This window comes from Sandaracinomonas limnophila (genome assembly GCF_004005965.1).
Classification (GTDB): Bacteria; Bacteroidota; Bacteroidia; order Cytophagales; family Spirosomataceae; genus Sandaracinomonas; species Sandaracinomonas limnophila.
Map to the genome: position 1 here is coordinate 165,076 of NZ_SACY01000002.1, position 21,890 is coordinate 186,965.

Consider the following 21,890-nt stretch of genomic DNA (forward strand, 5'->3'; position numbering starts at 1 on the left):
TAAACCTATTTAAAAATATGAGCAACCAATTTTCAAGAAGAGATTTATTAAAAAGCTCTGCTGGCTTAGCCGGTTTAGGACTTTTTAATTTTGAAGAACGATTCACAAAATCCGATCTAGCAACTAATGCTGCATTAAAAGGCACCGTACAGCACTCAACTTGTCGTTGGTGTTACCAATCCATTCCATTTGAAGAATTGGTAGTAAATGCAAAGAAAATCGGATTAACTTCTATTGAATTAACAGGTCCCGAAGAATGGGAAATTTTGAAGAAACACGATATGACCGCTGCCATTGGTTGGGGTAAATATCCGGCCGGCATGAACATACCAAGCTTTTTCAATGAGGTTAAAAACCATGACCAATTAGTGGCCTTTTACGAAGATTTAATCCCCCGTGCTGCGAAAATGGGCGTTAAAAACTTAATCTGTTTTTCAGGTAACAAAAACGGAATGAGCGATGAAGATGGCTTGATCAATTGCAAGAAAGGTATTCAACGTGTCATGAAAACTGCTGAAAGATACAATGTGACAGTTACCATGGAATTGTTGAATTCAAAGGTCAATCATAAAGATTATCAAGCTGATAATACCGAATGGGGTGCTGCGCTATGCGAAATGGTTGGTTCTGATAAATTTAAATTATTATACGATATCTACCACATGCAAATTATGGAAGGTGACGTAATTGCAACCATCAAAAAATACCACCAATACATCTCACACTACCATACCGGAGGAGTTCCTGGTAGAAATGAGATAGATGAAACGCAAGAATTAAATTATGCAGCCATCATTAAAGCAATTTATGATACAGGATATAAGGGCTATATCGGCCAAGAGTTTATCCCGGCAAGACCAGGCAAAATGGCCTCTTTAGAGCAGGCAGTTAAGATTTGTGATATTTAATCAAGTTACTGATAATTTATTAAATAGCTGATCAACAACTAGTTATCAATAAAAATAATCACCCTACTGATAATTAATTGGTAGGGTTTTTATTTGCCTTTTTTAATTGACTTGTATGGATTTATTTTGATAAATCTAACCACAAGTCCAATGAAAAATATTTATATAATTCTGATTTTAATTTTAATTCGCACTGCCGGATTATCCCAGTGCATCAAGGTCACCAAACAACCCCAAAGTCAAATAGATTGTGAAGGAAATAGCATTCGAATGATTGTTGAATCAGATGCAAAGACATTCCAATGGGAAAAGAAGCGACCAACAGATTCCAAATTTACCTCAATTTCTGGTGCGACGGCATCAAATTATCAAATTTATCCAAGTGGAGGAACAACACATCCGGATGGAACACTTTACCGAGTAAAATTAAGTATCGGAACATGTTCAATTTATTCTGAGGAGACAAGCATTTCCTTAAATACTATTACAAACATTACGAATACTACTTTCTGTGAACGCAGTTCGGGAATCTTACAAGCTAATTTACCTGAAAATTCCTTGAAGAGAGCAAAATCATTTCAATGGACTACCTCTGTCAATGGAAGTGCATTTCAAGATATAATTGATGGCGAACAATTTGATGGGAGTAAAAGTCAGAATTTAACCTTAAAAAATGCAAGTTTAGCAAATCAAAGTCAAAAATTTAAAATTAGGGTTGAATTTGAGGTAAGTGGAAACAATGACAATGATGGCTCCACAAGTAATCTAAATCAAACACCCACCTGTCCAAGAACCTCCAATGAGGTAAGTTTAACCATCAAAACATCTCCAACCCCTAGCCATAGTGTAGCTTCTTACAAAGGTTGTGTAAAAGAAGAGATTCCTGTCAGTTCTACAGGCTGTTCCCCCTATACAACAATTTGGTACAATGATAAAAACGAAAAAGTTGCCGAAGGTGCAAGGCCCAACTTTGTTCTACCGGATTTTGACACTCATCATTTTACAGCAACATGTTTAAAAAGTTCTTGCGAAAGTCTACCGAGTTCTGGTATAAATGTAAGTGCATTTAATAAACCAGACGCTGTAACTAATATAGGCACTCCCAGCTCTATAACGTCTGGAAGTAGTATTATTTTTAAGGCCAGTGGTGGCACAAACAATATTTGGTATTTAAACGAATCAGATCTAAATCCAATCAGTACTGCCTCAACTTTAACCCTTAAAAGTGTTGAAAATACTACTGAAAATGATATCAAAATAACACGTTGGGTGAGCCAAATGATAAATAATTGCGAAGGCCCAAAAATACCTATTGAGGTAAAGATAAAAACTAATTTTGTTCCTACACCTACACCTGATCCAAACCCATCTCCTCAGCCTATTCCTGAACCTAATCCAATCCCAGAACCAACTCCTGACCCCAACCCAACACCGGTACCCCATCCGGAACCAATACCTGCCCCGACGCCTGTTCCTGATAATATGCCTGACCCACAACCAGAGCCAATTCCGGAACCAGTTTGGATAGATTTATTCCTAGACATTCGCAAAAACTGTTACAAACAAATATTCGAAATTAAATCAACTAATTGTCCAACAAAGGTTGATTATTATGAAAATATTTCAGGAGATTATTTAGGAAGTAGCGACCCTTATGATTTCATTGAAATCAATGGAAAATTGAATCAACAAGTTATTGCAAAGTGCAATAGTACTTATTATAACCCATCTATATTTAGCCTTTCAAATATTGCTAGACCAGAGGTATTGAATACTGTGGATCATAAAAAATTTGTATGTCCTGAGGACAACATCACCTACAAAACACAAACGAATACAGATGGTAATTTCTCGCATTGGGAAAAAAATGGTCATATCATTGCGAACCAAAATGAATTTCAAATACAAGCCGACTCCAATACCATTGAGTCAGTTTATTGGAAAAATGACTGTGTATTTAGATACCCAAGTCAACCAATTGAAATTAAACCCAAACCCTATAAACCAGAGATTTTAAATACAAAAAATACATTTTGTAGGGGCGAAAAACTACAAATCAATTCCTCACCTTATAATCAAAAAGAATATTTGTGGTCCAATGGAGCCAAAACTCAAAATATTGAAATTGATACGAGTCAAAACTTAAATTTACGAGTCAAAAATGAATTTGATTGTTGGTCAGAACCAAGTGATGTAGTGATTTTTAAACAATTAGAAAAAGGTATTAAACCACATTTAAGCAGTAGTACTCTTCAATTTTGCGATGGAGAAAATGTGCAAATCAACTCTTCTACAAAACAGGAAACTATTTGGAGTAATGGAAATTTAGGTGAAATTATAAAAGTATCAGAAAGCGTTACAATTTTTGCACAAACAAAATCGAAGGACGGTTGTTGGTCAGACAGTAGCAATGTAATCATACTAACTAAAAGAGAAAATCCGGCTCAACCAATTATAACATTCCCTTTTAATAGGCTTTTGAGAGGACATAAATCAAGTCCCACAGAAACCTTGAAGTGGTATATAAATAATAAATCCATAGAAAATTCTACAGAAGAATTACGTATAAATGAATTATGTGAAATTGGACTGCAAAGCACAAAAGCTTATGAGGATAAGCAAGGTGAAATTCTTACCTGCAAATCACCCCTTAGTAAATTACAAATAGCCAATTTGGAACCTTACCTAGACATGCTTGTTTACCCAAATCCAAGTATAGATAAAACGATAAAAATCAATACTCCTGTGGATTTTCAAACAGGCACTTTAAGAATAATAGATTTAAAGGGGGAAGAAGTATTTGAAATGGATGTACAAAACCGTGACAATCCAATTCAAATTAACTTACATAATTTACATACTGGCAATTATTTTTTACAAATAATAACACCTCAATGGGTTGGGCAGAAACATATATTTTTAAATGAATAATTAATCTAAATTCACTACTTATTCATAAATCCCCATAGCAACCTTCTCACTTATCTTTTTAGGGGCTACCCAAGCAAGGGCGGCTCCTAATTTATTTATAAAACCAGTAATCACCTCCGGTTTTTGAGCAAACATACCATCAATTGCCAATTGAGCAACTTTTTCTGGAGTCATTGTTACTTTTTTAGCAGCCTTACGAGCTTTTTCTTGCAAATTTGCTCGGTCGTTAAAATTAGTATCGGTAGCCCCAGGGCTAACGGAAGTTACAGATATACCTTTATTTTTCCATTCATGGTGTAATCCTCGTGAGAAATTTAGCACAAATACCTTAGAAGCTGCATATAAACTCATTAAAGGAATAGCTTGATATGCCGTTGAACTTGCAATATTTAAAACATAAGCTTCACCTTTACCAGATAAAACTGGAAAAAATTTGTAACACAGTTCAACAACAGCATTTACATTCACTTGAAGCATTTTTTTATGCTCTAGTAAATCATAATCCTCAAAGGGTCCAACTAATCCATAACCAGCATTATTTACTAAAATGCGGACATCTACTTCTTTTTCCAACACCCATTGAAATAATTTTTCAGAAGAATCTTCCAAACCCAAATCAATTGGTAAATATTCTACAATACGGTGATATTTACGTTCAATATCTTCCTTAACAATTTGCAATTCATAGGAATTACGGGCCGCAATTAGTAAATCATAGCCTTTAGAAGCCAAAATAAATGCAATTTCTTTACCAATTCCTTTACTCGCACCTGTAATTACTGCGTATGCCATCTTTAATTTTTTTACAAATTTAAATGAAAATGGCTGTCAATTGACAGCCATTTTATTCTTTATTTTTTCGGTGCTGCAGGTGCTGCAGTACTCCCTGGATTAAAGTATTCTTTAATTTCAGGATCATCTGGTTTAATTTCTTGAGCCTTTAAGAAGAATTCTTTCGCTTTTGCTTCGTCTTTTGTAAAGGTTAAGTGGTGACCACCGATTGCCTTATAAGCTTCAAACAATTGATTTTTATCTTCTTTATACTGTGTATTTTTCTCTGCACGAAGCGTTTCTACCGTAGACACGAATTTCTCGTAATAAGGAGTACTCATTCCCTTTGTACCATAGTCAATAAAGTTATTGGCTCTTGCACGGTTTATGTAGAATGGAGGCCATTTATCATTTATTGCAATTGCTTTAGCAAAAGATGAGTCAGAACGCATAGCCATGTTCATACGAGCAGTTGTGTCAGCACGTGGAATAAAAGCTGCTGTCAAATAAAAGTCCATTGCAACTTTGAAATAATCACCTGAACCAACAGTTTGCTTTTTCTTTTCTTTCCACTCAATTGCTTTTAATCCAGCATTGGCAGCATCCATATATCTTTTTTGCTTGTATCTAATGTCATGGATCATTGAATAAATATTGTTATTTGTATCCAAAGGGGCTGCTTTTTCAAAATATGTTATAGCAATAGAATCCTTCCCTAAACCTTGGTAACCTTTTCCAAAATATAAGTCATCCATGAAATAAGGCTTAACTCCTCTCTTCACCATACCATCTAAGTTATCAACTCCTGATTGGAAATTACCCATCTCCACGTTTGAATAACCCTTCATACGGAAAATATCATCATCTTTTACGCCCTTTTGCTCTGCATCTTGTGTAAATTTCATTGCCCCCTCATAGTCTTTAGACAGGAACAATAATTTTGCGGTTTCTAAAGTTACTTCTGGAGTAGCCTCAGCTCTTTCAAGATATCTTCTAAAATAACGTGAAGCATTTTTAAATTGATTTCCAACGATTAAATATTCACCATAACGCTTGATTGCAGGAGCATAGGTTGAATCCAAATCTAAAGCCTCTTTATATCTTGCTTGAGTTTCTTTATAGTTCTTACCTCTTAAATAAACAACTCCAATTTTTACCTTAGCTTTGATATTCTTAGGATCTTGCATTAATGCCTGCTCATAAGCAGAAACTGCATTACCACCATCATTCTTTACTAAATAAGCATCACCTTTCACTAAATATTGCTCAGGTGTAGGTAATTTTTTAGTTTTTTCTTGAATCAAATCAATTAATCGAATAGCTTCAGCTGGATCGTTGTTTGTAATTTTCTCATCCTGACCAGTCACATAATACATCTCATATGCCTCAGCAATACGATACATTACGTCTATGTTTTTGTTTTTGGTCTCCGCCAAAATACGATCGAATTCAGCTTTTGCCCCTGCCAAGTTCTTCTGACCAACCATAACACTACCTAAACCAACCTGGTTTAAATAATTTTTAGGATCTGCTGCTTTACCCTTTTCAAAAGTAGCTTTTGCATTATCAAAATCTCTGCGGGTCAAATAATAATAACCCAAATAGAAATAATTGTCTCCAGTAGGAGCAGCAGCAACAAGTGCTTCAAATACCTGCTTTGCTTTACCTGGTTGGTGGCGATCAATTAAATGAAGTCCTTCCTGAACGGTCTGACCATAAGAAAAGTTGGCTACTAAAGAAAATGCCAACCCTAAAATCCACAAATTAAGTTTCTTCATTGTTTTAATTTAATTACTATGTTGTTTTCTTAGGCTTATTGAAATAGTTCAACAATTTACCAAAAAAGTTTAATTGGTTTAGAATACAAAAATAATGATTTTAATCAAATTTTCCATCATTATTTTAGAATTTTTACTTCTTATTTATCTCAAAAGTACGAATTGTAACTGGTCGAGTTAAGGGAATCAATCCTGCTTTCAAAACAATTAACTGACCCATATCTCCACAAACATAATTAACAAATCCAGTACCAAGTCCCAAGTGTGCTTCTTTTAAAACAATTTTGGCTTCTCTACGGAACGGATACTTTTTCAAGGCAATATTATAGCCAAAAGGTTGATAATATTCATTTTTACTCAAACCTTTTTCCTTGGCAAATGAAATAACGTTTACAGAACGAATAAAACCCAAGGAAGTAGGATTATCGCCATCACTAATCCAATTTGAACCAATTAAACCAACAGCATTGCTGTGCGACTTTACATAGGATATCACTTTCGGATTATCACCTACCTCACGCACTCGTAAAGTTGCATTACCTGGAATTTTAAAATAATCAACCAAAAATTTAACATTGCTTGAATTATTTTTATCTACTACTAATTCTATTTGCTTCGAACCTGTACCCAATAATTGGTTTTTCAAATCTTCAACAGCCCAAGCAGTATCCGTATTTGATTTATGGGTAATACAAGCAATCCCATCTGCAGCAAATCGAAAACTTCTATAGCTTATATTTTCACGTACAAAGGTTTCCTTTTCTTTCTCTGTCAAATCCCTAGTAATAATAATTCCACGTACCTTGTCATTCAATAAATCAGCAACTGCCTGATTTTCGGGCTGTATATTCAATTTAATCTTGGCATAATGTGCATTATTTTCAAATGCAGTTTTTTCAGCGTTCATCAAATTGCTAAAAGAATCATCAACCCCTAAAGATATTTCACCTTTGATAGGAGTATCATCAAATTGCTTTTTTTCTGATTTGGAACAGGATAAAATCAAAAAACAAGCTACCAAAATCAATAAATTATTCTTCATCGGAGTAGGTACCATATTCATTTTCATTTGAATTTTTATAATAAACATAGGCTCGCCACAAACGAAACAGGCCATAAACAATAAATAATATACCGAGTAAAAATTTGACAGGAGTTTCGTCTCCTAAATACCCTAAATCGAAATCAGATTCAAAAGCTACAAAATATCCAAGGGCAATATATATAATTGCCACTAAGGTTCTAAAAAACAAATTAAAATAAACGGCCCAAGGTTTTTTCATAGGAGGAAATAAAATTCAAATTAATAAAATACAAGGAATAAAAAAAGGCCTGCTGTTGGGCAGGCCTAATTTTATTTTAACCAATTAATTACTCAGATAACTGGAATGTAATTGGCTGTGTAAAGCGTGAACGAACTGCTCTACCTGATTGCTTACCTGGATTCCATCTTGGTCCAGATTTAATTACGCGAATAGCTTCTTCGTCGCAACCAAATCCAACCGATTTAATCACTTGAACATCTTGGATAGATCCGTCAGTATTTACAACGAACTGAACATAAACCTTACCTTGAACGTTTGCACGTTGCGCGGCAGCAGGATATTTCAAGCTACGTCCTAAATATCTAGCGAAAGCAGCAATACCACCTGGGAATTCAGCATTTTGCTCCACCGCTGTAAAGATTTCCTCTTCAACTGGTTTTGGTGGTTCAACTGGAGTTTCCTGGCCTTTAGCATCCGGATCAACCGGCGCCTCATAAGACTCATCAACACCTTTTACTGTTTCGTTTGCAGTATTTCCTTTTACCTCTTCTGGTGGAGGTTCAGGTTTTGTTACCTCTTCATCATGTTTGATTTCTGGAGGTAAGAACTTAGTAGTTGTTACCTTAGGAATCTCCTTAGGTGGTGGAGGTGGCGGTGGTGGAGGTAATTCCACTTTCTTTGCCGGAGGTGGTTGCTTAATATCCATTGTTTCTGCAACAACTTCAACCTTATCCTTATTTTCAGCTGTGATCTGCTTCCAGAATGCAGCTAATAATAAAGCCCCAACAAAAAGTGAAGAACCCAAGATCACCGACCTCTTGATAACTTTCGGATACGTTGTCCTTAAGAAGAAAGCGCCAAATTCTCGGTTCTTATCCTTAAAGATAATGTCATCTAAGGTAGCATTTTGGCTTATTACTTGTTGTGACATAGTTTAAATTAATTTTAAATTTCTAAAAAGGCTTGTGCCTATTATTTACCTGAACGTTTAATCAACGCTTCTGTATCTGGATCAATTTCTAATAAAGCATAACGCTTATTGTTAGTAATTGCACACTCGTCAATCATGTCTATCACATTGCGATATTTCGCTTTTTTTGTAGGCTTCATAACGATAGTGAAGTTATTTCCGATCTTAGCTTTCATATCCGCAATTACTTTACGAATACCAGTCTCAGAATAATCTGTCACCTGTAATACAGTAGCTGACTCACTAGGAATACCCTGGTAATAATACACCTTGAACTCATCTGGAACAACCGTTACGGTTTCAGACATTTTTACAGGTGAAGTTTGGGTATTGTCCTCCGTTTTATCAGGCATATTCAACTGCATGGTTACGGGCTTTGCCAACGTTGTCGTCAACATGAAGAAAGTAATCAACAAGAAACCTAAGTCCACCATTGGTGTCATGTCGATTTTGGTCGACATTTTTTTACTACGTTTCTTCCCGCCTTTCTTACCCCCACCGGAGCTATCTATTTCTGCCATTTTTTTCTCTTGTTAAAACGTTACTTATTGAGGTCTTTTCTCTGGAGATGTTATCAACTGGAAGATATTAATATTCTGTGCTTGTAAAGTTCCAATGATATCACTGAAAACTTTATAATCAGAATTTTGATCTCCTTTGATAGCAATCTTAAGTGAAGGATTTGACAATTTAGCATACCCAACCCAGTACGACAATTCATTGTTTGAAGAATCGATTGGAATACCTTTTAAAAATCCTTTACTTTTTGCTTCAGAAGGTTTTAAATTTAACACCTGACGCATAGCACCTGCTGGAAAGCCAACTACTTCTGAACTCATGTAGTTTTTTTTCATTTCAGCTGTTAAAGCAATACCATACTTGTTGGCCATACGCTCTAACATAAATTCACGTGCCATCATGTCGTCAGTTGCCAAATAAACACCACCTTCTTTGGCTACACTAAGGGTAATAATACCATCCTTAGCTTTCAAAGCAGTTTCAGAGATAGAGCTTGGAGGGGTGATCGTTACAGCTTCTTCTGGACGGAACTTTGCGGTTAACATAAAGAACGTCAAAAGAAGGAATGCCACGTCACACATCGCTGTCATATCTAGCGAAACACTGGTTCTTTTGGCTTTTACTTTTGGCATAACAATTAAAATTTGAAAGTGTTAAAATTTATTTCTCAGAATAATTCCTGAGTATTCAATTTCAAAATATTAATTGTGGTGTGTAGCGTAATTTTGGTTAACGCTTAAGCCAATTTCATCAATGCTGTAAGTTAATTCATCAATTTTTGATGTAAACAAGTTGTAAGCAATGATACAAATAGCAGAAGTACCAATACCCAATGCAGTATTTACAAGGGCCTCAGAAATACCATTTGCAAGAGCAGAAGCGTCTGTAGATCCACCTGAGTTACCTAAAGCAGAGAACGCTTTGATCATACCAACTACCGTTCCTAAAAGACCCAATAAAGTTGATACAGATGCTAAAGTTGCAACGATTGTTAAGTTTTTCTCTAACATTGGCAATTCTAATGAAGTAGCTTCTTCAACCTCTTTGCTCAATGCAGCTAATTTTTGCTCTTTGTCTAAAGAACCATCAGTAGTTAATTGCTTGTATTTCTTAACAGCAGATAAAGTAACGTTACCTACTGAACCTTTTTGCTTCTCACAAGATTTGATAGCACCTTCAACATCATCTTTGTCTAAAGAAGCTTGAATGCTACGTACGAATGCGTTAACATCGCCAGTTCCTTTAGCCTTACCGATTGTAATTAAACGCTCGATAGAGAAAGTTAAAGCAGTTAAGAAACATGTCATCAAAACAGGTACGATGATACCACCTTTGTAAACGATACCGAAGTAATCGCCGGCAATTGGGTGACCTTCATTAGTGCCTCCTTCAAAGTGAGAGCCATCTCCCATCACAAAAAGGAAAATCAATAATGCGATGACAAATAAAATGATTAGAACGAATCCTGCAGGAATACCGCCTGATTTTTTCTGTGGTGCAGCCGCTGGCTTTGCAGCAGCTGGTTTTGGTTGTTGTGTACTCATTAGTTTGGTAATTTGGGGTTAAAGAATTATTTGTTAAACAAAACTTTTTGTCAAATTTCTAAGGGTGGTAGTTTTCATAGTTTTATACCCTTTGGCCTTTGACAGAAAACAAAAGTAATGCAATTCTAATTTAAAATTTATATACCCACAATATCCTTACTGTTAAATTTTTTCTTAAGAATTTTCAATCATTGTACTATCTTGATATTTTCTCCCAAAATCCCCTAAAATCAGAGTACTTTTTTGAGAATAAAAAAATTTAAAAAAATTTAAAAAAATTTAATTTTCTATTTCCTTCTTTTCATTTTTTTTGAAAAACCATACCTTTGATTCAAATTTTTACAAAATGGATTCCCCTTTTAAATCCCAAAATTCGAAAGAGCACGCTAGAAAAAATGATAGCCAAAGTTTAAAAGATGCCATAGAATCTTTGCTAAAAGTATATCAACTCGAAAGTAAATTTCAAGAATCATATATTTCGGCAAATTGGGAACAAATTGTAGGCAAACCCATTTCTTCCAGGACTACTGAAGTTTATGTTTCTAAAGAGAAATTATTCGTAAACATTAACTCAGCACCCTTGAAAAAGGAATTACTTTTGGCGAAACAAAAATTAATTCAATTGATAAATCAAGCAGCAAACAAAGAAATCGTTAAAGACATTATCTTTTTATAATATGCACATAATTCCATGTTTAAAACCGGGTGACAAAGTTGCAATTGTTTCTCCAGCCTCTCCACCTAAATCGACAGATTGGGAATTAGGCTTAAAAGTTTTAGAACAATGGGGACTAGAAGTTATCTGCGCTCCAAACCACTTAAACACACACTTTGGTTTAGCAGGAACTGATCAGCAGCGTTTAAGTGACTTACAATGGGCTTTAAATGAACCAGACATAAAGGCTATTTTTCCAATTAGAGGTGGATATGGAACGAGTCGAATCATAGACCAAGTAGATTTTTCAAATTTTGCAAAATACCCCAAATGGATAGTTGGATTTTCCGACATCACAACACTTTTAATGCATTTAAATGCACTCGATTTCCCAAGCCTGCATGCGCCAATGCCTCATAATTTTTTGCAAAACGGCGGGGACATTGCACTTAATAATCTCAAAAAATTCCTTTTTGAGGGTGAATTTAATTTAAAAACGCCTCCACACCCATACAATACTTTTGGAAAAGTGGAAGCCCCAATTATTGGAGGAAACCTTTCCATATTAGTTCATTTAATAGGTACACCAAGCTTTCCTAATCCAGAAAATACGATATTATTTATAGAAGATATTGGCGAAAGATTATACCATGTGGATCGAATGATGGTACAATTAAAAAGATCAGGTATCCTTTCACAACTTACAGGAATGATTGTTGGAGGCTTCACTGATTGCGAGGAAGCATCATTGCAAATAGGAAAAGATGCTTACGGAATTATTGCAGAACATACCCAAGATTTCAATTATCCCATCGCTTTCGACTTTCCTGCTGGTCATATTCCTAATAACCAACCTCTCTTGATGGGACAAAAAATCAGTTTGCTGATAAATTCTACAGAAGTCCAATTAACTTATACGAATCCTTAAATTTAATTCATTCCTTTGTTAAAAAACCACTAGGTATGTTAACAAAGACTTTCGGCTGTGCCGTTTTTGGCGTTACTGCGCATTTAATCACGATAGAAATAAATGTTAGTCAAGGAACCAAATGCTTTTTGGTAGGACTCCCAGACTCCACCATCAAAGAATCCATCCAACGCGTTGAATCAGCCATAAAACATTTTGGATATTTTTTCCCGAGAAAAAAAGTTGTTATCAATTTAGCTCCAGCCGACATACGAAAAGAGGGCTCGGCTTATGATCTCCCTATAGCCCTTGCAATTTTACATGCCTCAGAACAATTGTATTTGCCATTGATTGAGGAATTTGTAATCATGGGCGAATTGTCGCTAGATGGGCAACTTCGACCCATCAAAGGGGCATTACCAATGACTTTAGAAGCAAAAAAGCGTGGACACAAAAGATTTTTATTCCCAAAAGAAAATGCGGAGGAAGCAGCTATTGTAGACGGTGTAGAAGTATATGGTATAGATACTTTAATGGAGGCCATTCAATTTTTTAAAGGAAAGGATTTGATCATTCCTACTCCCAATAACTCCAATGAACTTTTTAACTTGCAAAAATTTGAGTTTGATATTGACTTTTGTAATGTTCAGGGACAAGAAAATGCCAAAAGAGCATTTGAGATTGCTGCAGCGGGTGGTCATAATATCATTTTAATTGGCCCACCTGGAGCTGGGAAAACGATGCTAGCTAAACGAGTCCCAACCATTTTACCTCCCCTTTCCCTCTCAGAAGCTTTAGAAACTACAAAAATTCATTCAGTTGCTGGAAAACTCAAAAAACATGATGCACTTGTAGCCAAAAGGCCCTTCAGAAACCCTCACCATAATACCTCAACTGCTGCTTTGGTTGGTGGAGGATCTAATCCCCAACCTGGAGAGATTTCTCTTGCTCACAATGGCGTGTTGTTTTTGGATGAGCTGCCTGAATTTTCAAGAAACACCTTGGAAGTATTAAGGCAACCGCTGGAGGATAGAAAGGTGTTAATTTCTAGGGCCAAATGGTCGGTGGAATTTCCTGCAAATTTTATGTTAGTAGCCAGTATGAATCCTTGTCCATGTGGATACTTTAATCATCCAATGAAAAAATGTGTTTGTGGCCCTGGTGTAGTTCAAAAATATTTAAATAAAATTTCAGGACCCTTATTAGACCGCATTGACATCCACTTAGAAATAACTCCAGTAAAATTTGAAGAATTAGCCTCTACAGAAATCTGTGAAAAAAGTGAATTAATTCGACAAAGGGTGTTGGAGGCTAGACAAATACAACTTAATAGATATAAAAAAACTATTGGTGTCTATAATAATGCTATGATGAACTCAGAACAAGTAAAAAAATTCTGTAAACTTGACTCAACAGGCAACCAAATAATACAAAAAGCTATGGAAAGGTTACAGCTTTCAGGAAGGGCCTATGAACGTATATTAAAAGTTGCCAGAACAATTGCAGATTTAGAAAAAAAGGATGCAGTTGAAACAGTTCATTTAGCGGAGGCGATCACCTATCGAAATTTAGATAGAGAAAATTGGGGAGGATAATGTAATTTTGGAAAAAATCAATTTAATGAAATCTTTTAAATCTATTGTACTATTTATTCTCTTTACAAACCTCTCAACTGGCATTGCGCAAACTTTAAGCAAGCCGATTGGATTTTTAAATTTGCCTTTAACAATTGAAGATATTTTTAAAAACGAAAATAATTCTGCAAAGCCAGTGTTTTTAGAGGCTTTTTTGCCCACATGCCAACATTGCATAGCTTACAATAAAAATCTGGATAGTCCTGAAATTAATAAATATTTAGATGACAACTTCCAAGCCTATCGAATTGATGTGTCTAAAAAAGAGGTCAATGATTTTTTAAGGTCGAAAAAAATTGTAATCAACAGCACTCCAACTTTTTTAGTTTTCAATCACTATGGCGTTTTGATGAATATTGAAGAGGCGCAACCTGAATTTAATTCCATTGAAGGCATAAAAGAGCTTTTAAACAAGGCAAAATCTCCCACGCAAAACCAATTTGCTAGATTTGAAAATTATAAAAAAGGGATTTTTGACAATAATAGTTTACAGGACATTGCCTTTTATTCCAAAATGAGTTGTGATACTTTGAACAATATTGAAATAGTAAACAAACTAACCAACAATTTAAAAGAATCTGAATATGATTCAGAAATTGCCTACAATATTGTTTCAAAAATGATGATGGATGAGCAAAATCCTTTATTTAATTATTTTGTTAATCATACTTCAAAATATGAATCCTATGCAGATGCAAATCAAATAAAAAGAGCCATTGAAAATGTAATCATGATTGCTCTTTATCAAAAAAATGCGAAAAATTTTTCCTTCGAAAGGTACAATAAAATGAAAAGAGAATTGATTTCCATAGGAATTCCTTTAAAAAGCGTCCACTCTCGTTTTATATACTATGAAGTATTAAAAGACCTTGAAACAAAAAATATTTCAAATGCGACCAAACGAATCAAAACCTATTATGAGGGCAAGCCGATTCCATCTAGAGAAAAGGAATTTTGGTGTGGGGAACTTAAAAAATTTAATACTGCCCATAAAGTTTGTCCTCTCTAATATTTTCGGTAAATTTAAGATTAGTATTCTCATCAGCCTATGAAAAATTCAAACCTACTGAGATCAGCCACTTTTTTAGCAATTATCCTTATTGCTAGTAGCTTTACCCCAATTCCATTTATTGGGGAGGAAAGTTTAGAAAGTGTATTTAAACGAATAAAAAATGAGGTCGAAAGTAATTCACAAGCCTACGACAATTTAGGAAATGCTTGTAAAACTTTAGGGCATCGACTGACAGGTAGTTTAAATGGCAAAAAGGCGGAAGAATATGCATATAATTTGTTTAAAAAATATGGTTTTAGAGATACCAAGTATCAGGGTTTTCAAGTTGAAGCCTGGGCAAGAGATACTGTGACCTTACAAATTGGTCCACCCAAATCAGATAATATCAAGGATGTAAAAGTAGTTTCCTTAGCCATGACACCCGTTGAGGCAAATATCAATGGGAGCATCATAGACGCTGGAAATGGACTGGATGAGGATTTCGAAAAAATCAAAAATGATGTTACGGGTAAAATTGTATTAATGAATATTGGTTTGTTGGATGCTAAGCCCGGACAAAAAAACCTACATCGTTCAGAAAAAACTGCATTAGCCATAAAAAATGGCGCAATTGGAGTAATTTTTGCCAATACCGTAAAAGGAGAAGTATTATTAACAGGAACTGCCTCTGTAACAGGAAATTTAATATCTATTCCGGCGGTTTGTGTTTCCTTGGAAAGCGGAATGGAAATCAGAAATTGGCTTCAATCGCAACCAAAACTTTTGGCAATGATTGAAATGCATAATGTGAGTAAACCTATTAAAGCAAGAAATGTGGTTGCTACTTTAAAGGGAGAAAATTCCAAATTGAAACATGAGAAAATAGTTATTGGGGGACATTTAGATTCTTGGGATTTAGCTCAAGGAGCAATCGATAATGGCCTTGGTTCATTTTCAGTCATTGATATTGCAAGAACCTTTAAAGCTCTCGGACTTAAAAGTAAAAGAACCATCGAATTTGTTGCCTTTATGGGTGAAGAAGAGGGCCTTTTAGGCTCGAAAGCCTACATTGAACGTGCAAAAAAGACAGGGGAATTAGAAGATGTTGTTTACATGATTAATCTGGATATGACCAACAATGTGTATGGATTCAATGCTGGCGGTAGAAATGAATTATTGCAATTGTTTAAAGATTTGGGGGATAAAGTAAAGGCTATTGACCCTGAATTTGGTAATCAAATTACAAATGCAGCAGGTTTGCATTCCGACAATCAATCCTTCCTTTTAGAGGGAATACCTGCAGGAACTCCCAATGGAAAATTAGAAAAAGGTGTTTTAGATTGTTACCATGCCAATTGTGATGGATTTTCGTTAGTCAATAAAAAGGAAATGGAAAACACTGTAAAATATACCGCCATGTTGCTTTATGGGGTAGCCAATACAGCCAATTTCCCAGCAAAAAAACTAGACTTTTATTCTACAAAAGACTTTTTTATTAAACAAAATCTACGTCGTGAATTAGAACTCGGAAATGAGTGGCGATGGGGAAATGATTAATTTACTATAATTTATTAACTTTGCTTAATTGTAATTATATCGAACCTTATGAGTATCCAGAATCCATCTTTTTTTGATCACAATATGGAATTTGTACCTGAAACTTCTTTCAAATCAATTATTAAGGTAATTGGAATTGGAGGCGGTGGATCAAACGCCGTGCAGCACATGTTTAAAATGAACATCAAAGGTGCTGACTTGGTGGTTTGTAATACTGATTCACAAGCTTTAGCCTCCAATTTGGTAAAAGCTAAAGTAAAGTTAGGTGAGCATGGTTTAGGTGCTGGAACTGATCCTGAAGTAGGCAGAAAAGCCGCGGAACAAAGTATAGATAAGGTCGAAAATATCTTGACCGATGATACAGAGATGGTATTTATCACAGCTGGTATGGGTGGTGGAACAGGTACAGGTGCAGCCCCAGTAATTGCAGAATTAGCTAGCAAAAAAGGTTTGTTAACTGTTGCGGTAGTAACTGCCCCTTATTCATGGGAAGGTAAAGACAAAATTAAATATGCAACTAACGGAATAGAGGAATTAAAGGAACATTGCGATACTGTTTTGGTTGTAATGAACGATAAATTAGCGCAAATTCACCAAGATCTACCCGTAAAAATGGCTTTCGCAAAGGCGGATGACGTTTTAGCTAAAGCAGTTAAATCTGTGGTAGATGTAATTGCAAAACCAGGTGAAATAAATACTGACTTCATGGACGTGAAAAAAGTATTGAAAAAAGCTGGACAGGCCATGATGAGTTCCGCCACAGGAACGGGCGAAAATCGTGCTTTAAATGCAATTCAAGAAGCATTAGAATCGCCTCTTTTAAATGCGCAAGAAATCAAAGGAGCAAAAAGAATCCTTGTTACGGTTTCTACAAGTAATGAAAACTCACTCCGTATGAGTGAACAATCGGCCATAATTGACTTCTTGATGCAACGTGTGAATGAACAAGCAGATATGGTTAAGTTCGGTGTTTCTACGGACGATACCTTAGGTGATGACCTTTACTTAACAGTTATTGCAGCTGCCTTCGAGCATACGCACAATGCGATGGATGAGTATTTCAAAACAGATACGAGCAATTACGAAACAGGTTCATCAAATATATCTTCTGGCCAAACCATCGATTTAGATGATTTTGGAAATTCAGCAGCCGCTTATATTGAAAACGAAGAAATTCGTTTTGAGAAAATGATCGAAAATTATGAAGTGGACGGATTTAAGTCGGCCGATTTCAACATTCCAACTTACCAAAGATTCAAAATTCCTCTTTACGATATTAGTAAAATTCCACAGGAAGAGTGGGAGGAATCTGAATTGTAAATTGTTAATTGTTAATTGTTAATTGTAGAAATTCATGATTTTTAATTTCTCCATGATTTCTGCAATTACTTTTTGGTCTGCATAAAACACATCAAATTCGGAAACGCTTTCAAGACCACCCATGGAGATGTCGGGTTTTTGGAATTCCATTAAACCACGTTTAGATTTTCTAGCACTCAGATGAATGGCGTGACAACCGATAGCTAAAAACTGTTGAAAATTGTGCTCATTTACCCCACTTCCCGCCATTATTTCAATTTCATTAGTTGACTTTTCAACCATTTGAGCCAAAGTTTCCAACCCATCAATGGCTTTATTTTTTTGACCCGAAGTTAAAATACGAGTAAAACCAATTTCTTTTAAAATTTCTACTGAACCAATCGTGTCTCTGGCCACATCAATAGCCCGATGGCAAGTTACAGGCAAGTTTCCTGCATTTTTCTTAATTTCTTCTAAAAATGCCACATCCAAATCGCCATTGGGAAGCAATGCGCCAATTACAAGCCCATTGACACCCGCCTCAATCAAAGCTTCAAGTTCATACCGAATGGTATCTTTTTCCATCGAATCATAGCAAAAATCGCCTCCACGAGGTCGCAACATCGCATGAACCTCAATTGAAGTTGAAGCTTTTACTGCTTTTACTAATCCTGTTGAAGGCGTAGTTCCGCCATCCCAAGGAGAAGTGCATAACTCGACACGGTGGGCTCCTGCCCGATCTGCGGCAACGCAAGAAAACAAAGAATAGGCACAAACTTCAAGCTTGGGAAGGTATGAATTCATTGAAAAATTTAACGATTTGATAATATTAATGAATATTTTAAGAAAATTTATAAAGAAAACTTTTAAAAACTATTTTTTATTTTACTTTTGCACACAAATTAAGAATAATATTATGTATTGGACATTAGAATTAGCTTCCTATTTAGAAGATGCTCCTTGGCCAGCGACTAAGGACGAACTTATTGACTATGCCATCAGAACGGGTTCCCCATTAGAGGTGGTTGAAAACTTGCAAGAATTAGAAGACGATGGTCAGCCATTCGAAAGCATCGAAGAAATTTGGCCAGATTACCCTACTGAGGAAGATTTCTTCTTCAATAAGGACGAATATTAATAGAAAGTGGTTCAAAACTGAACCACTTTTTTTATTTCATTTGCCAAATGAGTATCACGAAGACTTATACCCCATCTACGGTCCAGGATATCGTCTAAAGAATTGGCCATTTCAAATGTTTTCAAATATTCAATTTCACCTAATAGGTAAGGCTGATTGGGAATAATTTCTTTCAAACCGTCTTTTTGCGACTCGCAGAAACTAAGGACAAGACCTTTTTCTGGCCCATAAATTTCTTGTAAATGTTTCAAGGTATGCGATGAAATGCTATTTTTAGAAACCAGTTCGTCAAATATTTTGGGATCAAAATCTACTCCTGTAAATAAATTATAATGCTGCGTTTTGCATCTGGTTTGATAAACTGAAAACACTTCTGACTCCAACATATCAAGTGTATCCTTTGCCATAACCCGATATGTTGTCCATTTCCCACCCAAGATACTCACCAATTTACTTCGCGAATCTACTTCAACCACATGATCACGAACAATCGATTTTGTATCTTGAGGCATGGCCTCAGAAATTTGGGCTTCAATTAAAGGACGTTGGCCTACAAAAACTCCAGAAATATCTTCCAATGATGCTTTTTTTGCAGAAAAGCGATTAAAGTAATCTAACAAATATACTTTTTCCTCTTCCAAAATTGGAGGACTTTCCTTTAATTTATCGGGCTCATCGGTTGTACCAACCAGCACATAATCTCTCCAAGGTATCACAAAAACCACTCGGCCATCGTCTGTTTTAGGAATCAATAATGCTTTTTCACTTTCCCAAAAAGATTTATGTAAGACAATATGGGCTCCCCTGCTAACCTTTAATCGATTGTGCAATTTAGGATTTGCCATTTTTCTTATAGGGTCTGCGAAAGGTCCTGCCGCATTAATTACAGCTTTTACAGGTACTTCGAGCGTTTTTCCTAACTGGTTATTTTGGAGAATTACTTTTTTAATTTTAAGACTTTTGGGACTTAGTACCAAATCTTTTAATTCGGTGTAATTTATGACATGAGCCCCATTTCTGGCGGCAGCTTTGGCTACAGAGAGCGCATATCGAGCATCGTTGAATTGTCCATCGTAATACAAAATACCACCCTTCATCCCATCTACATTTAAATGGGGAAGAATCTTTTTCAATTGCTCATTGGATACGCTTTTTGATGGCAGCAAATTTGTTTTTCCTGCTATTTGGTCATATAGCCACATTCCAATCCGATAGTAAATTCGGTCAAACCACGAATAACATGGAGTTAAAAGTGCTAAAGGGTGTGCTAAATGAGGTGCATTATCAATCATCGACCGACGCTCATGAAGAGCCTTGTAAACCATGTGAAATTGTTGCCAATCAAGTGTTTTAACAGCTTGTTCTAAATACCGAACTCCGCCATGAATTAATTTAGTAGATTTCGAAGAAGTTTGAGAGGCAAAATCACCTTTATCGATTAATATGACCTTATAACCACGTAAGCTGGCATCTAAAGCAATTCCAGTTCCAGAGGCACCTGCCCCAACTATGCAAATATCATAACCGATTTCTGCATTCCGCTTAATATCTTCCCAAACTTGAAATTGATTGAAAACCATTTTAAATAATCAAAAAAGTACTATTAGGCTACAATTTACTAAGTTAGAAAAAAAATAATGTAAAAGATTCTGTAAAAATTGATAAAAATGAAGAGATTTTTTAATTTTGCAATCCTTTGAACAAATCGTAAGGAAGAAAAAAGAAATTCGAGAAGAATTGAATTATGGCAAAGAAAGATATTAAAGAGGCTATTGAGATCATTGAGAGTCCGGAAGCATTACAACAAGAGTTCAATAAAGTCCAAAATGCTTTTGAAAAGAACAAATCAAAAGTATTTTCGGTAATTGCAGGAGTTGTGATAGTTATTGGTGGATATTTTGGATACCAATATTATGTTTCTGCACAAGATGCTGAAGGAGAAAAGAAATTATTTAAAGCTGTATATGCTTTTGAAAGTGATTCTTTATCTGCGGCATCCAAAGATTTTGATAAAATAGCTAATGATTTTGGTGGTAATACACAGAATTTGGCTGACTTGTATTTAGGAGTAACCCTTTTAAAGCAAGGTAAATTTGATCAGGCAATTGAAAAATTGAAAAATTTTAGCTCAAAAGATTTATTAGTTCAGGCAAGAGCTTACTCGCTTATAGGAGATGCATATACAGAGAAAAAAGCCTATGCTGATGCGATTTCTTATTACCAAAAAGCAGCAGATTACAAACCAAATAAGTTTTTCACACCAATGTATTTGTTGAAATTAGCTTTGGCAATGGAAGCAAACAAGCAAGATAAAGAAGCTTTAGAGGTTTATACAAAATTAACTGATAACTATCCACAATCATCCGAGTCTATTCCTGCAAAGAAATATAAGGCTCAATTGGAAAGCTCTATCTCTGAATAAGAATTAAATTTTCAAAATATAAGGGGTAAGGGCTTGGGCTTTTATCCCTTTTGTTATTAAAAGAAAAGACGAGAGACGAGAGATAAGAGACGAGGTAAATAGGTAATATAAATAATAAAATATGTCTTCGGCGGATAAAAATTTAAGTGAATTTGTGGCAAACAATTTGCCAGATATTAGTAACAAGAAATTTGCAATTGTTGTTTCTGAGTGGAATGAGACTATTACAGGAGCTTTATACGAAGGTGCTTACAATACCCTTTTAGCTTATGGTGCTAAGGAGGAAAACATCATTAAGGCGGAGGTTCCTGGAAGTTTTGAATTAAGTTTAGGTTCGCAAAAATTTGCTCAAAAGGAGGAAATTGATGCGGTAATTGCCTTGGGATGTGTTATTCAAGGAGAGACTAAGCACTTTGATTTTATTTGTATGGCAGTTGCCAATGGTATCACAGAAGTAAGTTTGAAGTATAATAAACCTGTTATTTTTGGCGTATTAACTCCCAACACAATGCAACAGGCATTGGATAGAGCGGGAGGAATTCATGGCAATAAAGGTGATGAGGCTGCGTTTACAGCCATAAAAATGTTAGCAATTTAAAAG

At 35.4% G+C, this 21,890-nt stretch carries 21 protein-coding genes; 11 read left to right on the forward strand and 10 right to left on the reverse strand.

Features of this window, described 5'->3' with window-relative positions; genetic code table 11:
* The first annotated feature begins 17 nt into the window (after positions 1-17).
* Both EOJ36_RS04280 and EOJ36_RS11930 read left to right on the forward strand, forming a co-directional pair.
* Positions 18-908, forward strand: a complete 891-nt coding sequence (locus EOJ36_RS04280) for a hydroxypyruvate isomerase family protein (protein WP_127802795.1) — start codon at positions 18-20, stop codon at positions 906-908.
* Positions 909-1,058: 150 nt separating this feature from the next.
* A complete protein-coding gene (locus EOJ36_RS11930) occupies positions 1,059-3,839 on the forward strand; it encodes a T9SS type A sorting domain-containing protein (protein ID WP_164847839.1) in 2,781 nt (926 codons plus the stop codon).
* Between the two features lie 18 nt (positions 3,840-3,857).
* Here EOJ36_RS11930 and EOJ36_RS04290 read toward each other — a convergent pair whose 3' ends face one another.
* The 8 genes from EOJ36_RS04290 to EOJ36_RS04320 all read right to left on the reverse strand — a co-directional run bounded on the left by EOJ36_RS04290 (position 3,858) and on the right by EOJ36_RS04320 (position 10,686).
* Positions 3,858-4,631 (reverse strand): SDR family NAD(P)-dependent oxidoreductase, encoded by a 774-nt coding sequence (locus EOJ36_RS04290; protein WP_127802797.1) that lies wholly within the window; start codon positions 4,629-4,631, stop codon positions 3,858-3,860.
* 59 nt (positions 4,632-4,690) lie between these two features.
* Complete coding sequence (locus EOJ36_RS04295) at positions 4,691-6,388, reverse strand: tetratricopeptide repeat protein (RefSeq protein ID WP_127802798.1); 1,698 nt, start codon at positions 6,386-6,388, stop codon at positions 4,691-4,693.
* A gap of 133 nt (positions 6,389-6,521) precedes the next feature.
* Complete coding sequence (locus tag EOJ36_RS04300; protein WP_164847840.1) at positions 6,522-7,457, reverse strand: PstS family phosphate ABC transporter substrate-binding protein; 936 nt, start codon at positions 7,455-7,457, stop codon at positions 6,522-6,524.
* Positions 7,420-7,671: a hypothetical protein gene (locus tag EOJ36_RS11935; RefSeq protein ID WP_164847841.1), complete on the reverse strand. Its 252-nt coding sequence runs from the start codon at positions 7,669-7,671 to the stop codon at positions 7,420-7,422. Before EOJ36_RS11935 ends, EOJ36_RS04300 begins: the two co-directional genes overlap by 38 nt.
* Before the next feature lie 88 nt (positions 7,672-7,759).
* Entirely contained in the window at positions 7,760-8,464 is a 705-nt protein-coding gene (locus EOJ36_RS04305) for an energy transducer TonB (protein WP_317125897.1), read from the reverse strand.
* Between the two features lie 161 nt (positions 8,465-8,625).
* Entirely contained in the window at positions 8,626-9,144 is a 519-nt protein-coding gene (locus EOJ36_RS04310; protein ID WP_127802801.1) for an ExbD/TolR family protein, read from the reverse strand.
* A 24-nt stretch (positions 9,145-9,168) separates the two neighbouring features.
* The gene (locus EOJ36_RS04315) at positions 9,169-9,774 is read right to left on the reverse strand and encodes an ExbD/TolR family protein (protein ID WP_127802802.1); all 606 of its coding nucleotides are present in this window, start codon (positions 9,772-9,774) and stop codon (positions 9,169-9,171) included.
* Positions 9,775-9,843: 69 nt separating this feature from the next.
* Positions 9,844-10,686, reverse strand: a complete 843-nt coding sequence (locus EOJ36_RS04320; RefSeq protein WP_127802803.1) for a MotA/TolQ/ExbB proton channel family protein — start codon at positions 10,684-10,686, stop codon at positions 9,844-9,846.
* A 346-nt stretch (positions 10,687-11,032) separates the two neighbouring features.
* Between EOJ36_RS04320 and EOJ36_RS04325 the strand changes: the two genes are divergently transcribed.
* Genes EOJ36_RS04325 through ftsZ form a run of 6 tightly spaced genes read left to right on the forward strand, consistent with a single transcriptional unit; the run spans position 11,033 to position 17,750 of the window.
* A complete protein-coding gene (locus tag EOJ36_RS04325) occupies positions 11,033-11,362 on the forward strand; it encodes a DUF721 domain-containing protein (RefSeq protein ID WP_127802804.1) in 330 nt (109 codons plus the stop codon).
* A gap of 1 nt (position 11,363) precedes the next feature.
* Positions 11,364-12,269 (forward strand): S66 peptidase family protein, encoded by a 906-nt coding sequence (locus EOJ36_RS04330; RefSeq protein WP_127802805.1) that lies wholly within the window; start codon positions 11,364-11,366, stop codon positions 12,267-12,269.
* Positions 12,270-12,304: 35 nt separating this feature from the next.
* Positions 12,305-13,843, forward strand: a complete 1,539-nt coding sequence (locus EOJ36_RS04335) for a YifB family Mg chelatase-like AAA ATPase (RefSeq protein ID WP_127802806.1) — start codon at positions 12,305-12,307, stop codon at positions 13,841-13,843.
* 25 nt (positions 13,844-13,868) lie between these two features.
* Positions 13,869-14,891, forward strand: a complete 1,023-nt coding sequence (locus EOJ36_RS04340) for a thioredoxin domain-containing protein (RefSeq protein WP_127802807.1) — start codon at positions 13,869-13,871, stop codon at positions 14,889-14,891.
* A 39-nt stretch (positions 14,892-14,930) separates the two neighbouring features.
* Positions 14,931-16,430 (forward strand): M20/M25/M40 family metallo-hydrolase, encoded by a 1,500-nt coding sequence (locus EOJ36_RS04345; protein WP_127802808.1) that lies wholly within the window; start codon positions 14,931-14,933, stop codon positions 16,428-16,430.
* A 48-nt stretch (positions 16,431-16,478) separates the two neighbouring features.
* On the forward strand, positions 16,479-17,750 hold the full coding sequence (ftsZ, locus tag EOJ36_RS04350; protein WP_127802809.1) for a cell division protein FtsZ: 1,272 nt from the start codon (positions 16,479-16,481) through the stop codon (positions 17,748-17,750).
* Positions 17,751-17,768: 18 nt separating this feature from the next.
* On the opposite strand, the gene EOJ36_RS04355 is transcribed toward ftsZ, so the two are convergent.
* Positions 17,769-18,533: a copper homeostasis protein CutC gene (locus tag EOJ36_RS04355; protein WP_127802810.1), complete on the reverse strand. Its 765-nt coding sequence runs from the start codon at positions 18,531-18,533 to the stop codon at positions 17,769-17,771.
* 112 nt (positions 18,534-18,645) lie between these two features.
* Here EOJ36_RS04355 and EOJ36_RS04360 point away from each other — a divergent pair, with 112 nt between their 5' ends.
* Complete coding sequence (locus EOJ36_RS04360; RefSeq protein WP_127802811.1) at positions 18,646-18,867, forward strand: DUF2795 domain-containing protein; 222 nt, start codon at positions 18,646-18,648, stop codon at positions 18,865-18,867.
* Positions 18,868-18,878: 11 nt separating this feature from the next.
* On the opposite strand, the gene EOJ36_RS04365 is transcribed toward EOJ36_RS04360, so the two are convergent.
* Positions 18,879-20,447, reverse strand: coding sequence for a glycerol-3-phosphate dehydrogenase/oxidase (locus tag EOJ36_RS04365; protein ID WP_127802812.1), 1,569 nt, complete (start codon positions 20,445-20,447; stop codon positions 18,879-18,881).
* Between the two features lie 164 nt (positions 20,448-20,611).
* Here EOJ36_RS04365 and EOJ36_RS04370 point away from each other — a divergent pair, with 164 nt between their 5' ends.
* Positions 20,612-21,289: a tetratricopeptide repeat protein gene (locus tag EOJ36_RS04370; RefSeq protein ID WP_127802813.1), complete on the forward strand. Its 678-nt coding sequence runs from the start codon at positions 20,612-20,614 to the stop codon at positions 21,287-21,289.
* Positions 21,290-21,410: 121 nt separating this feature from the next.
* A complete protein-coding gene (gene ribH, locus EOJ36_RS04375) occupies positions 21,411-21,887 on the forward strand; it encodes a 6,7-dimethyl-8-ribityllumazine synthase (protein WP_127802814.1) in 477 nt (158 codons plus the stop codon).
* Positions 21,888-21,890 lie beyond the last annotated feature (3 nt).

Coding starts and splice junctions, on each gene's coding strand:
- EOJ36_RS04280 (WP_127802795.1), top strand. CDS start 18: ATGAGCAACCAATTTTCAAGAAGAGATTTATTAAAAAGCTCTGCTGGC.
- EOJ36_RS11930 (WP_164847839.1), top strand. CDS start 1,059: ATGAAAAATATTTATATAATTCTGATTTTAATTTTAATTCGCACTGCC.
- EOJ36_RS04290 (WP_127802797.1), bottom strand. CDS start 4,631: ATGGCATACGCAGTAATTACAGGTGCGAGTAAAGGAATTGGTAAAGAA.
- EOJ36_RS04295 (WP_127802798.1), bottom strand. CDS start 6,388: ATGAAGAAACTTAATTTGTGGATTTTAGGGTTGGCATTTTCTTTAGTA.
- EOJ36_RS04300 (WP_164847840.1), bottom strand. CDS start 7,457: ATGAAAATGAATATGGTACCTACTCCGATGAAGAATAATTTATTGATT.
- EOJ36_RS11935 (WP_164847841.1), bottom strand. CDS start 7,671: ATGAAAAAACCTTGGGCCGTTTATTTTAATTTGTTTTTTAGAACCTTA.
- EOJ36_RS04310 (WP_127802801.1), bottom strand. CDS start 9,144: ATGGCAGAAATAGATAGCTCCGGTGGGGGTAAGAAAGGCGGGAAGAAA.
- EOJ36_RS04315 (WP_127802802.1), bottom strand. CDS start 9,774: ATGCCAAAAGTAAAAGCCAAAAGAACCAGTGTTTCGCTAGATATGACA.
- EOJ36_RS04320 (WP_127802803.1), bottom strand. CDS start 10,686: ATGAGTACACAACAACCAAAACCAGCTGCTGCAAAGCCAGCGGCTGCA.
- EOJ36_RS04325 (WP_127802804.1), top strand. CDS start 11,033: ATGGATTCCCCTTTTAAATCCCAAAATTCGAAAGAGCACGCTAGAAAA.
- EOJ36_RS04330 (WP_127802805.1), top strand. CDS start 11,364: ATGCACATAATTCCATGTTTAAAACCGGGTGACAAAGTTGCAATTGTT.
- EOJ36_RS04335 (WP_127802806.1), top strand. CDS start 12,305: ATGTTAACAAAGACTTTCGGCTGTGCCGTTTTTGGCGTTACTGCGCAT.
- EOJ36_RS04340 (WP_127802807.1), top strand. CDS start 13,869: ATGAAATCTTTTAAATCTATTGTACTATTTATTCTCTTTACAAACCTC.
- EOJ36_RS04345 (WP_127802808.1), top strand. CDS start 14,931: ATGAAAAATTCAAACCTACTGAGATCAGCCACTTTTTTAGCAATTATC.
- ftsZ (WP_127802809.1), top strand. CDS start 16,479: ATGAGTATCCAGAATCCATCTTTTTTTGATCACAATATGGAATTTGTA.
- EOJ36_RS04355 (WP_127802810.1), bottom strand. CDS start 18,533: ATGAATTCATACCTTCCCAAGCTTGAAGTTTGTGCCTATTCTTTGTTT.
- EOJ36_RS04360 (WP_127802811.1), top strand. CDS start 18,646: ATGTATTGGACATTAGAATTAGCTTCCTATTTAGAAGATGCTCCTTGG.
- EOJ36_RS04365 (WP_127802812.1), bottom strand. CDS start 20,447: ATGGTTTTCAATCAATTTCAAGTTTGGGAAGATATTAAGCGGAATGCA.
- EOJ36_RS04370 (WP_127802813.1), top strand. CDS start 20,612: ATGGCAAAGAAAGATATTAAAGAGGCTATTGAGATCATTGAGAGTCCG.
- ribH (WP_127802814.1), top strand. CDS start 21,411: ATGTCTTCGGCGGATAAAAATTTAAGTGAATTTGTGGCAAACAATTTG.